Genomic DNA, 12,199 nt, shown 5'->3' with positions numbered 1-12,199 from the left:
ACACACTGTCACGATTTACGCCCAGCAGGGATTTTGGGGATGCCCTGCTGGGCGTCGTCGCGAACGTCAAAAACCCGCCCTAGAACTTCACATTTTCCCCAACTGGTCATTCGGATCCTTTGGATGAACCCCTGGCAGACTCAGCGCGAGCTCGACGGTTTCGGATGAAGTCTTATCACGGTTCGGGGTCATTATCGACCCCTCTTTGGAAAGAGAATGGCCCTTGACGTTCACAGGTCCCTGGCGTGGCTCTCAGATCGCCGGAACAGATCGGTCGTTCATCACGCATAACATCTTTCTTTGCCCCATGCACCTGCTCAGCTGGCTGTTGACAGGCTCATGAGGCCATGCTATAATGCTTGTGCAACATATGCTAAGAGCGTGAGCAAATGCTCAGAAGTGATCGAGATGGACCAACGTGGATAATGACTCCCGCCTGTTGACGAAGATCGCCACCCTCTATTACAACAATGGCCTGACGCAAGCGCAGATCGCCCAGCGGCTGGGACTGTCGCGGCAGACGATCGGAAGACGATTGGAAGCCGCATGCGCGCAAGGCATCGTTGAGATCCACATCCGCTCCCCACTGCTGTACGTCACCGAGCTTGAAAACCAGATCGAGCAAACATTCAACTTGGCTGAGGTGATCGTGATCAGCCCGGCGGCCGATACCGAGGAAGCACTCAAGGAAGCCCTGGGCCAGGCCTGTGCTGAGTTTCTCCGGCGCCGCGTGGGCCCCGATCAGGTCATCGCCGTATCCTGGAGCAGCACGGTTCTGGAATGCGCCGAGCGCCTGCAGCCCACCGAACCGCGCAGGGTCACGGTGGTGCAGATGAACGGCAGCATGGATCGCACCACCTACTCCACCCGGGCCGAGTACATCATAGACCGCATCGCCAGGGCCTTCGGCGGCCGGGGAGTGCCCCTGGTGGCGCCGATGATGGTGGATCGGGCGGAGATCAAGGAAAGTCTGCTCGGCGACTCGCGCATTGCCGCAGCGCTGGACCTGGCCAGCCGGGCCAATATCGCACTGATCGGCGTAGGCGATGTGTCAGAACAGTCGTCGCTCTACAAGGCCGGCTATCTGGATGACGCCATGCTGCGCCAGTTGCAGGCTTTAGGCGCTGCCGGCGATATTTGCGGCCGTTTCTTCGACGGCAATGGCCAACTCTGTGCACCCGAGCTCGATGGGCGCACCCTAGCTATCGACCTCGACACCTTGCGCACCCGCGAACTGGCCATCGCCATTGCCGGAGGACTGCACAAGGTGCCTGCAATCCTTGGCGCCCTGCGCGGCGGCTATGCCAACGTGTTGATCACCGACGAACAGGTAGCCCGCGCGCTGCTAACCAGCCCGAAAGCTATATGACCCAGGCCTGCAAATCACGCCGATGACCTCCAAATCCGTCAGCACCATGCGGCCTTCCCCCGCCAGTTCGGGGAAAAACCATCGAAAACGTCCAGGGCACCTCCTGGTTGCCCTGAGTTACCTGGCGCCATCACTCCTGGTGTTTGCCGTATTCGTCTTCTTCCCCCTGGCCTTTTCCGGCTATCTCAGCCTTACGAAGTGGGATATGATCTCCCCGAACCGCCAGTTCACGGCCCTTGGCAACTATCGACGCCTGCTCGACGACCCGCTGTTCTGGAAAGTGCTCAAGAATACAACCATCTTCTCGGTAACGGTTGTACTGGCTTCTATGGCCATCGGGCTGGCGTTGGCCATCATCCTCGATCGTAACCTGCGCGGCCGGGCCTTTTACCGGGCCGGTATCTTTCTGCCCTACGTCACCAGCGCGGCGGCCATGGCGTTGGTCTGGCTGTGGATTTTGGACCCCCAATATGGCCTGATCAATGAACTGCTGCGAATGGTAGGCATCAAAGGGCCTGGGTGGTTGGCCTCGGTCAAGTGGGCACTGCCCGCGATCATCATCATGACCGTGTGGCGGTTTGTGGGCTACGACATGCTGATCTTCCTGGGAGGCCTGCAGAGCATTTCCAGTGACGTGACTGAGGCGGCCCGCATCGACGGCGCCGGTGAATGGGCGTTGTTTCGCCACATAACCCTACCACTGCTCTCACCCACCACCTTCTTCATCACTGTTACCTCGTTCATCACCATGTTTCAGAATTTCGAGACAGTGTTCGTGATGACCCAGGGCGGACCCGTGAACTCGACCAATATGCTGGTCCTCTATCTCTATCAAAATGCCTTCCAATACTTCGAGGCAGGCTATGCTTCCGCCATCGCCGTTGTGCTGTTCCTGATCGTCGTGGGTTTGACATCCCTGCAACTGAGTCTTTCTAGACGCTGGGTGGTCTATGGATGAGCGGATTATGTGTGGACTCTTCTACGGGCACCGTGGTGCTGCCGGTGAGGCCCCCGAGAATACCCTGGATGGTTTCCACCATGCACGCCAGCTTGGCGTGCAGGCCTTCGAGCTGGACGTTCGCCTGTCGGTCGATGGTGTACCCATGGTGATCCACGATGAGGATCTTTGCCGCACGACGGGCCGTGCGATCACAGTCAGTCAGCACAGGGCGACGGAGCTCGCCCGACTGTCCGCCTTCAAGCAATGGCCTGGCTGGACCGGCCCCGCGCTAATACCTACGCTCACCCAAGTGCTGGAAGACCACGCCGATCTACCGGCGTTCCAGATCGAGATCAAGACCGATGGCAGCCAACCTCTCGATCTGCTCTGCCGTCAGGTAATCACCGTCATTGAGGAGTTCGACTTGTTACAGCGGGTAGTGGTAACTTCGTTTGATAGCAGGGCACTTCGCCATCTGCGCGACCAAGCCCCTTACATCCGCCGGGGCTTCATTGCTCGCTTCGATCGCCCGGAACATCTACAGGCCGCTCTCGAGCTGGAATGCAGGAATGTCTGCATCCCACTGTTGACCAGCTGCCCAGAGGCCGTCCGGCAAGCACAGGCACAGGACATCCACGTCACCGGTTGGCTTGGCAACACCGTCGAATCCTTGAAACAGCTGCTCGCATGGCAGGTAGACAGCATCACCGGCGATTATCCCGGCCTGGCACTCCCCTTCCTGCGCGAGCGCGGCTATCTGGAGTGAATCATGAGCGCGCGAATGAACCGACGCAGCATGACCCAACGAGTCCTTCACGGTCGTTGGCATCATAGTCTGCTCCTGCATACCGTGGTCATGGTTGCAGTGGTGATCGCGATAGTTCCGGTGTTCTGGACGGTGTCGACCTCGCTAAAGCCGCTGCATGAAGTGTATGCGTATCCACCCAAATGGATTCCCAGCCAATTCATGTGGCAGAACTATGTCACGGCTTGGAATGATGCGCCATTTGACCGTTACGCCTTCAACAGCCTATTCGTTACCACCATCATTCTCGTTAGCCAGCTCATTCTTGGATCGCTGGCCGCCTACGTGTTCGCCCGCCTGCAATTCCCCGGCCGCGACCTGATTTTCCTGGCATTTCTTGCCACGATGATGGTGCCCACTCAAGTTCTCATCGTGCCTACGTTCGTGATATTCAAACACCTGGGCTGGATCGACACCTACATGGCACTAACCGTGCCCTTCCTGGTCAATGCCTTTGGCGTCTTTCTGATCCGTCAAAGTTATCTCAGCGTGCCGGAGGATCTGGTGGATGCAGCCCGGATTGACGGTGCCGGCCACCTGCGCATTATCTGGAACGTGTTGGTGCCCGTATCCAAGCCTGCCTACGTAAGTTTTGCTCTGCTGACCTTCACTTGGCGTTGGAACGACTACTTCTGGCCACTGATCATGACCAACTCTACCGAGATGCGTACGCTGCCGGTGGGGCTGGTTTTCCTACGTACCACTGAAGGCAGTATCGAGTGGAATGTTGTGATGGCCGCCGCTGTATTCGTCATTGCCCCCATCATCGTGCTTTTCTTGATCTTTCAACGCTATTTCGTGCAAGGCGTCATTGCTTCTGGCGTCAAAATGTGACCCAAGTCCTGCCGGTAGCCGCGCGCTGTGCAGCCAGATCGGCTACAGGTAGGATTTCATATATCGGTCGGTTCCAACCCAATTCACAACAATCGAAGGAGATCCCATGTCTACCAAAACACACACCTATCGCTGGACCAGTGTGCTGGCCATCTTCATGGCCTTGGCCCTGGTATTGACCGCCTGCGTGGCACCTGCCGTTCCGCAGGCTCCCCCGCCTGCAGAGCCTGTCTCGGCGCCTGAAGCTGCACCGGCCGCCGAACAAACTGAGGAACCGGTGGAAGTCGTTTTCTGGGCCGCCTTAGGCGGCAATAACGGCAAGATTCTGGAGGATATGGTCACCGAGTTCAACGCCTCCCAAAATGAAGTACAGGTCAAATACGAGTTCCAGGGCGCCTACAGCGACACAGAACAGAAGTTTCTGACCGCCCTGGCTGCCGACCTGGTACCCGACCTGGTGATGTTGGAAATCTCCCGAATCCCCGGCTTTGCCAACGCTGAAGCCTTACTGCCGCTGGACGACTTCGCCAACGGCCCCGACGGCATCGATCAAAGTGACTTCGCCGAGGCCTTGCTGAACGAGAGCCGGATCAACGGTAAGCTTTACAGTTTGCCCCAGGCCCGCTCTATGCCGGTATTCTACTACAACAAGACTATGTTCGAGGAGGCAGGCCTGGACAGCAGCAAGGCCCCGGAAAACTGGGACGCCCTTCGCGAGGCCGCTATCGCCGTAACCAAGGAAGATGGCTCCCAGATCGGCTTCGGTATCCAGATCGGCAACCCTTGGTGGTACTTCCAAGAAGCGGTGGAGAATATCGGCGCAGATGTTTCCAGAGCGGATCCCGCCTGCGCGCCCACCTTCAACGAAGCAGAGGCGGTTGCGGCCCTGCAGTGGTGGTACGACCTGGTCAACTCCGACGGCGCCGCCAAGATCTATGCTGGACAGGGACTGACTACCTGGGAGCAACTGCAGGCCGACTTCATCAGTGGCAAAGTGGGTATGATGTACATCACCACCGGCTGGATGGGCAACATTGAGGCCAACTCTCCCTTTGAGGTAGGGGTGGGCATGCTGGCAGCCGGCCCTAGCGACGTGCGCAAGGCGCCGACCGGCGGCAACGGCCTGGTAATCCCAGCCAAGGCGCCGGAAGACAAGCAGGTAGCAGCCTGGACCTTCCTCAAGTGGCTGACCGACACTCCGCAGACCGCCGCTTGGGCCAAAGCAACCGGCTACATGCCGCTGCGCCTCTCGGCCATAAATGACCCTGCCCTACAGGCCTACTTCCAGGAACGCCCCAACTTCAAGGTGGCGGTGGAACAGATGCAATATGCCAGCGGATTCCCTTGCATCAAGCTGCACCCAAAGACCGAACGCACGCTGGACGTGCTCTGGGAGCGCATCTTCGTCGGCCAGGAAGAAGTTCAGACGGTGGCCGATGAGACTGCTGCTGAGGTCGAGGTGCTGATGCAGGAAATGAAACCCTAGCGACCAATCTCGAGGATGCAAGTATGACTACCGTGGCAATCGTGGGTGCCGGGCTCATGGGCACGGCGACCGCCTATCCCCTGTCTGATAATGGACACAATGTCCGGCTCGTTGGCACGCACCTGGATCGAGACATCATCACCAGTTGCCGTAGTCGGCGGATCCATCCCCGGTTGAATCGGCAACTGCCGGCGAGCGTCCGTCCCTTCTTCGTGGAAGAGATTGGCGAGGCCCTGGAGGGAGTTGACGTCATCGTCAGTGGCGTCAACTCCCTCGGAGCACACTGGATCGGGGACGCGATCGGTCCCCACGTCAGGCCGGGGCAGATGATCATCGCCATTACCAAGGGCTTGGAGGCCACACCTTCCGGCGACCTGATTATCCTGCCGGACGTGCTGCGCAACACACTGCCTGAAAACGTGCGTGATCGTGTCGCCATCGCCGCGGTGGGTGGGCCGTGTATCGCCGGAGAACTGGCGGGCCGGCGCCCTAGCTGTGTCACCTTTGGTTGTCGCGATTTCGACGCAGCTTGCAAGCTGGCAGCCATATTCCACACTACCTACTATCACATCTTTCCCACCGCTGACCTGGTCGGCATAGAATACTGCGCGGCCTTGAAGAACGCTTACACGCTGGCCGTCGGCATGGCCCAGGGTATCCTGGAAAAAGCGGGTGGTGTGGATGAGACCGGTGCCCACATGTTCAACCTGGCTGCGGCGACTTTCGGCCAGGCATGCACGGAAATCGAGCAACTGCTGAACCTGGTGGGCGGATCCCGGCAGTTCGCGGCTGGGCTACCCGGAGCCGGCGATCTGTATGTCACCTCGATGGGTGGCCGTACCGTGCGCTTGGGCAGACTCCTAGGCCTAGGCCACAGCATCGACGAGGCGCTGCAGATCATGGCCGGCGAAACCCTGGAGTCGGTCTATGTCATCCGTCAGCTCGGGCAGGCCCTGCCTGGGTTGACGAGGCAAGGCCTGCTGGCCCCAGGCGCGTTGCCTTTGATGGAGGCGCTGATCGATATCATCGTAGCCGAACAACCGGCCAAAATTCCTCTGGACGCGTTCTTCGGCGGTGCCTGGCTGACCTGAATGCGCCCTGCGCACACGCGGAAGGCGTCCCTGTCCGGCCATTCGGCAGGGACGCCAGATTCTATGCGCTACCGGCTAGCAGCCGGAAGATCCCGAGAGGATTCTTGACCTCGAACCCCATTTCACCGTGAACCAGCCGAGATTCGCCTTTTTTCAGCAAGGTGCCCGTCTGATGGCCGACGCGATGGTGGGGATAGCCGACCACGTGCCTGTCTACGCGCAAATGCACGACTTCGCTGTAGCTAGGTACGGCGCTGATGCCAGCTGCTTCTATAACCGGGCCGCCTTATTGGTGCCAGCCCTTTTGCAGGCGCAGGCAGCAATCGGGCTAGATGTCGCCTCGATCACTTTCGATGTCTACAACATCGAGGCCGAAGCCTTGGGTCAGGCGCTGATTCGAGGTAGCTCGGGCATGCCAGATATCGATCGCAGGCGACCACTGATCCGCGATCGGGCCGATCTGCGCCGGATAAAAACCCCCGACTTCGCCAGCGCGGGTCGCTTTGCCAACGTGATCGAGATGTACCGGCTATTCAGGGAGCTGACCGGAATCGAGCCCACCCTGGCCTTCTGCGCCCCATTCACGCTGGCCACAAACCTGCGCGGCATCGAGCAGTTCCTCGTTGACATCTACCTTGATCCTGATTTCGCCCACAACCTTCTCGATCGGGTCACGGAGGAGGTTCTGGTACCATGGATTCGTTTTCAACAACGGCAGTTTCCGGCCGCAGTGCGGGTATCGGGTGCCGACGCCACGGCGTCGTTTCCGATTATCAATACCGATATCCTGCGCGACTGGGCCCTGCCCCCCATTCAAAGGTTGCGGGCGCTGTGTGGCCCAGGTGTCTACGTGGCCAACTGGGCGGGTGAGCATTGCAGCAAGGCACCGGACGCTATCCTCAACCTGAAACGGCTAGCGAATCCGGACTGGGTGCAGGGACAGGACCCGGACGTGGACCGGCTGGGGCCAGCCTTCTACAAGCGCTATGCGCAACGCCACGACCTGCCCTTGATCCTCGGGGTTGGTGCGGCTTTTTTGGCCGAGGCCAGCCCGGCCGCAGTGCGAGATCGGGTAAGTCACTACGTTAAGGAGGGCAGCGACGGTGGCCGATTCGCGCTCTACCTCTGCAATGTGGGCGCCACCACACCATTGGAAAACGTGAAGGCTGCCATCGAGACAGCTCATCAGTACGTGACTCGTTAGCCCAAATTCATCGGCGCCGTCAAGGACCAAGACCGATAGAGCTCTTTCACATCACGATGGCCCATTTGGTTGGTATGACCACGCCTAAACTTCAGGTGATTTGATTCGGCTGGTGGGTTAGGTCAAGCCAGGTGACCACGCCCACGGCCACACCTACGGCGACGCCGGAACCGCTGCAGATATGGCTTCCCCTGGTGGTGAAAATGCCATAACTCGAACGTCAGCGGATCGATCAGAAATGTCTGTTCGACCCAACGCTGTTTGACACCCCGCTCATGTGGTGGTAGAATATACATATCGGTGCCCGGTCGGGAGATTTCCCCCAATCCTTGACCGGGCATCATTGCGTTTCGCTCCCGCCAACAACGCTTACTTCACAGCGAACGGGAAAAACATGCGATACACGCCGAGCATCTCCATCAGCTCAAGGTAGCCTTCAGGCAAGCTCCCCGTGTAAACATCCCACCCTGCCGACCAGCGGTTCAGCGCTTCCATGGTGGCCCACGCCAGCGGCGCTTCATCCTTGGCGCACGACTCCCCCGCATCGATGGCGGACAACTCCCAGTCACCAGCGCCGTAGCGCGCCAAACGCAGTTCGCCGACACACTGCCCGGGCTCGCATAGCTCAGGATGATCCACCCACACGGTCAGTTCCACCACCGGCTGCCCCGCCTCGATCCAGCGATACACCTCGGTCCCCGAGATACACGCCGGCGGAATCGGCTCAACCGGCCGCGCCACCGGAAACTCTCCCACACACCCGTCCGGCGCCGGTAACAACACCCCAGGCGGCAAGTTGCACCCCTGCGTCTGCATCCCAAACACAACCGAAATCATCAGCATCACAGCAATCATCTCGTACTCCTTCCTTCTTACTTCTCCTGGTCGTTCCCCTTCCCGCTGCGAATTTCGACTCCAAAGTCATTTTGACATTCTGACATCTTGACATCATTGTACCCGAACATCCGTTCCGCGCAACTCGCCTGCTTGACGAAAGCGAACGCCCGTGCTAGAGTCACCCGCGGGAACACCTTGGGCGCACCACATGGCCGAGGACCACCATGCGCCTTCTCATTACCGGCAAGACACGAAGCGGAAAATCCACCTCGCTGCACCTGCTGCTGGCTGCCCTGCTCCAACGCAGCTGGCTCCAGGTCCTCCTGCTGGACGGCAAAGGAGTCGAGTTGGCGCCCTACGCCAAGCTGCGCGCCGTCACCTACCTGGGCCCCACTCAGATGGCCGGCTGGGAAGCAGCGCTCCAGGAGATTGCCACAGGCCTCGAGGATCGCTTCCAGGCGCTGGCAGATCGCGGCCTGCGCGCAGCAACGCCCGCGGATCCACGTATCCTCCTGGTGGCTGACGAGGTCCAGATCGGCTGCCGGCATCGTCATCACGGCAGGGCGATCAAACAACACCTCACCCGCATCGCCGAGCAGTCCGCCGCCCTGGCTGATGTCGTGGTCCTCTCCTGTCAACGGGAGCAGAACAGCCTGCCCCCGGCCGTGCGCTGGAACTGCAACGCCAAGCTGCGCATGCTGGGTGTCGGTTTCTTCCACTACCAGCCCGACGGCCGCCCCCACATCGCAGGTCGCCTGCCATACACCACCCCCGAGCAGGTGCTGGAGCAGCTGGCGGTTGGAGCTGCTGGGGAAGACGTACCCGTCTCGGCCGACAGCCTGATGGACCTGCTGCAGGCCGAGCACAGCGACCGCAGCCGGTCGGGGCGCGATGAGGTTCATGCGCGCGCCAACGCCACCCTCTACCTGGGCGCGGACGGTACGGGCAAGACCTTTCAGCTTCACAATCACGCTGCCGGACGCACCACGCGGCGCATCTTCGTCGATCTGCAGGAGCCCCACAAGAGCTGGCTGGCGGCCATCATGGAACAGTGCGGCGCAGGCATTCCCCCGCGCGCCACCGCTGTCCAGCTGCGCGAGATGGCCGTCCTCGCCGTGCGAGCCGAGCCCACCGCGCTGCTCTTGGACAACCTGGATGGCATCTCCAACCGCGAGCGGCCTTCGGTCCACGCCCTGGTCAACGCCGCCAAGGTGGCTGCCCTGGCCGCCCCTCCTCCCGAAACGCCCAGCCTCGAACGCAAGGTGCATCCCTTCATCGCTCGCTGCCGCATCGTGCGCATCGAGCCCCTTTCCACCGCCCAGGCGCGCGCCCTGGCCGATGAACATCTGCCCAACGACATCCCCGGCCGCGACGCGACCCTGCGACGCATTGTCGGCATGAGTCAGGGCCATCCCGCCACCATCGTCTCCCTCTGCCGCCAGACCAGCCGCGGCACCCTTCCCGAGCTGCGCCACATGGAGACGACCCCCAAACGCATCAATCTGGTTTTCCTGCTCCTGGTGCCCCTTCTGCTGCTGCTTTTCATCTGGCGCTGGAACGTCGACAGCTACCTGCTCAGTGCCCTGATCATGGTAGCACTCATGGTCAGCCGCCCCTTCCTCTACCGCAGCCTGCGACGGCAATGAACCCCAGCGCGCACAAGGCGAAATCCACCCTTATAGCCCCTTGTGCGCGTTGGCATCGACCCTCATGAGACAGTCGCTGCGCAACGCCCAGGGTCCGCTCGTTCACATCGTCGCCGGCCTGGTTCTGTTGACCTGGTTGGGCGTGACGAATCCCCTTGCCTACGTGTTCTGTGGGGTCGTAGCGCTGCTTCCCGACATCGACAGCCAGGCCTCGATCGTGGGGCGTTTGTTCCCCTTCATCTCCAAGCCCATCGAGCGACGCTTTGGCCACCGTCAGGTGACCCACTCGCTGCTGGCCCTGGTGTTTGTGGCCGGAGCGGCATGGCTGGTCTTCCGATCCGATTGGCCGCTCTTCGCCGTGGCTTACGCTTCCCATTTTCTGATCGACATGCTGGTCGGTCATGTGGGCATCCCCCTGCTCTGGCCCCACCAGAGCCGTTTCTACGTCGCTCGCATCCGGCCAGGCTCGACGGCGGAGTTGCTGCTGGGTATCGTTTTGCTCGTTGCCACCCTGCTGCCCTTGGTGCCCGGCGCGCAGACGGTGGCTGGCAGGCTGATCCCCCAGGACGAGCTGGCCATCTCCCCCTCGCCCACACCGACTCCAACTGTCACACCGGTTGTTGTCAACGTGCGCATCTCTCATGTCCACGATCCGGAAAGGGATATCCTGGTCAAGGCGGGTGATGCGGTGAAGCCCGGCGATTTATTAGCCGATCTGGCCGGCTGGCGCGCCCAGCTGCCGCTGACATCCACCCCTGCCGGAACACCCAGCACCACACCGACGGCTGCTGCGATCCCAACACCGTCTCCCACACCGCCCTGGACCCCAGATCCCCTGACCGTGGCCGAGGCGGAAGCGCGCCTGGAGTTGGCCCGTGTTGCCGCCACCGCCTCAGCCCGGGCAGCCCATCCGGACCCCGAGAACCTGGCAGCGGCAGAGGGTCGCCTCCACCTGGCTGAAAGAGAACTCCAGCAGCGCCAGGCCGCCTACGACAAAGTCGCCTGGCGCGCGGAGATCGCCATGCTGTCCCAGAGCCTGGCCCTCGAGGAAGCCACCGAGCGCCATCGCATCGCCCAGGCCGAGGCCACAGCTGTTGCCCGGGTTGATCTTGCCGCCATCGAAGCTGCCCAGGCCCGTCTCGCCATCGCCCAGCTCGACTACCAGCGCGCCCTGGCCACACCGACGCCACGACCCACAAACACGCCAAAGCCAACTGCCACCGCACGCCCAACACCGACCGAAGTGCCCGCAGGCAGCCAACCGAAAGACCCCACGCTCGTCCACAGCCTCGTCGCCGGCACCGTCATCGACGTCCAGATCCTCTCCGTGACCGGCAACGACGCCACCGTCCAGATATCCATTCAAGTCCCGGTTGCGCCGATCCGTTCCCAGAGCGACCATACCGAAACACCGTCGACCACCTTCCTCTGGCCGCGGTCTGCCGTCCGCCGTCTGCCGTCTTCTGGAAGCCGCGTCTCCGTGTCTCTGCAAAAGTCATCCGCATCATCGACGGCGACACCATCGTCGTGCGCTTCGATGACGGCAACGCCGAAACCGTGCGATTCATCGGCGTCGACACCCCCGAGACCGTCCATCCTGGAAGGGAGATCGAATGTTTTGGTGAGGAAACCTCCACCTACACCACCAGGCGGCTCCTGGGCGAAACCATATCGATTGCCCTCGACCAGGAAGAGCGCGACCGCTACGGCCGACTGCTGGCCTACCTCTGGCTGGACGACGGCGAATTCTTCAACCAGACACTGCTCGCCGAAGGTTACGCCATCGAACGCCACTACCCGCCCAACACCCGCTACCGCCCATTGCTTCAGCAGGCCGAGCGCGACGCCCGCGCCAATGACCATGGCCTCTGGTCAGCCTGCCTCGCTGTCCGATAGCCTGGAATGCTGGTCCCCCCGTCTCCGTGTCGCCCCTTTCCCGCGTCCCCGCGTCCCCGCGTCCCCGTGTCTTCCGTGTCCCTCCCTCCCC

The 12,199-nt window shown here is 61.1% G+C and carries 10 protein-coding genes; 9 read left to right on the top strand and 1 reads right to left on the bottom strand.

Features of this window, described 5'->3' with window-relative positions; genetic code table 11:
• The first annotated feature begins 418 nt into the window (after positions 1–418).
• From U9R25_12365 to U9R25_12335, 7 genes are all read left to right on the top strand, one after another.
• Positions 419–1,369 carry a sugar-binding transcriptional regulator gene (locus tag U9R25_12365; protein ID MEA3336699.1) on the top strand — a complete coding sequence of 317 codons (951 nt, stop codon included), beginning with the start codon at positions 419–421 and terminating at the stop codon, positions 1,367–1,369.
• Between the two features lie 22 nt (positions 1,370–1,391).
• Positions 1,392–2,327 carry a sugar ABC transporter permease gene (locus U9R25_12360; protein ID MEA3336698.1) on the top strand — a complete coding sequence of 312 codons (936 nt, stop codon included), beginning with the start codon at positions 1,392–1,394 and terminating at the stop codon, positions 2,325–2,327.
• Positions 2,320–3,075: a glycerophosphodiester phosphodiesterase gene (locus U9R25_12355; GenBank protein ID MEA3336697.1), complete on the top strand. Its 756-nt coding sequence runs from the start codon at positions 2,320–2,322 to the stop codon at positions 3,073–3,075. Before U9R25_12360 ends, U9R25_12355 begins: the two co-directional genes overlap by 8 nt.
• Positions 3,076–3,078: 3 nt before the next feature.
• A complete protein-coding gene (locus U9R25_12350; protein MEA3336696.1) occupies positions 3,079–3,948 on the top strand; it encodes a carbohydrate ABC transporter permease in 870 nt (289 codons plus the stop codon).
• Positions 3,949–4,054: 106 nt separating this feature from the next.
• Positions 4,055–5,434, top strand: a complete 1,380-nt coding sequence (locus U9R25_12345) for an ABC transporter substrate-binding protein (protein MEA3336695.1) — start codon at positions 4,055–4,057, stop codon at positions 5,432–5,434.
• A gap of 23 nt (positions 5,435–5,457) precedes the next feature.
• Positions 5,458–6,525 (top strand): glycerol-3-phosphate dehydrogenase, encoded by a 1,068-nt coding sequence (locus U9R25_12340; GenBank protein MEA3336694.1) that lies wholly within the window; start codon positions 5,458–5,460, stop codon positions 6,523–6,525.
• A gap of 127 nt (positions 6,526–6,652) precedes the next feature.
• Positions 6,653–7,729 (top strand): uroporphyrinogen decarboxylase family protein, encoded by a 1,077-nt coding sequence (locus U9R25_12335; protein ID MEA3336693.1) that lies wholly within the window; start codon positions 6,653–6,655, stop codon positions 7,727–7,729.
• 369 nt (positions 7,730–8,098) lie between these two features.
• Here U9R25_12335 and U9R25_12330 read toward each other — a convergent pair whose 3' ends face one another.
• On the bottom strand, positions 8,099–8,584 hold the full coding sequence (locus tag U9R25_12330) for a hypothetical protein (protein MEA3336692.1): 486 nt from the start codon (positions 8,582–8,584) through the stop codon (positions 8,099–8,101).
• A gap of 206 nt (positions 8,585–8,790) precedes the next feature.
• Here U9R25_12330 and U9R25_12325 point away from each other — a divergent pair, with 206 nt between their 5' ends.
• Both U9R25_12325 and U9R25_12320 read left to right on the top strand, forming a co-directional pair.
• Positions 8,791–10,212 carry an FtsK/SpoIIIE domain-containing protein gene (locus U9R25_12325; protein MEA3336691.1) on the top strand — a complete coding sequence of 474 codons (1,422 nt, stop codon included), beginning with the start codon at positions 8,791–8,793 and terminating at the stop codon, positions 10,210–10,212.
• A 64-nt stretch (positions 10,213–10,276) separates the two neighbouring features.
• Positions 10,277–12,199, top strand: a 1,923-nt coding sequence (locus tag U9R25_12320) for a metal-dependent hydrolase (protein ID MEA3336690.1), incomplete at its 3' end; no start/stop codon positions are given.

The organism is Chloroflexota bacterium, assembly GCA_034717495.1.
Lineage (GTDB): Bacteria > Chloroflexota > Anaerolineae > JAAEKA01 > JAAEKA01 > JAYELL01.
This window is presented reverse-complemented; position numbering and strand designations above follow the sequence as displayed.

Bases quoted from the DNA above. Each gene is read 5' to 3' on its own strand.
- U9R25_12350 (MEA3336696.1), top strand. From the start codon at position 3,079: ATGAGCGCGCGAATGAACCGACGCAGCATGACCCAACGAGTCCTTCAC.
- U9R25_12325 (MEA3336691.1), top strand. From the start codon at position 8,791: ATGCGCCTTCTCATTACCGGCAAGACACGAAGCGGAAAATCCACCTCG.
- U9R25_12355 (MEA3336697.1), top strand. From the start codon at position 2,320: ATGGATGAGCGGATTATGTGTGGACTCTTCTACGGGCACCGTGGTGCT.
- U9R25_12360 (MEA3336698.1), top strand. From the start codon at position 1,392: ATGACCTCCAAATCCGTCAGCACCATGCGGCCTTCCCCCGCCAGTTCG.
- U9R25_12330 (MEA3336692.1), bottom strand. From the start codon at position 8,584: ATGATTGCTGTGATGCTGATGATTTCGGTTGTGTTTGGGATGCAGACG.
- U9R25_12340 (MEA3336694.1), top strand. From the start codon at position 5,458: ATGACTACCGTGGCAATCGTGGGTGCCGGGCTCATGGGCACGGCGACC.
- U9R25_12345 (MEA3336695.1), top strand. From the start codon at position 4,055: ATGTCTACCAAAACACACACCTATCGCTGGACCAGTGTGCTGGCCATC.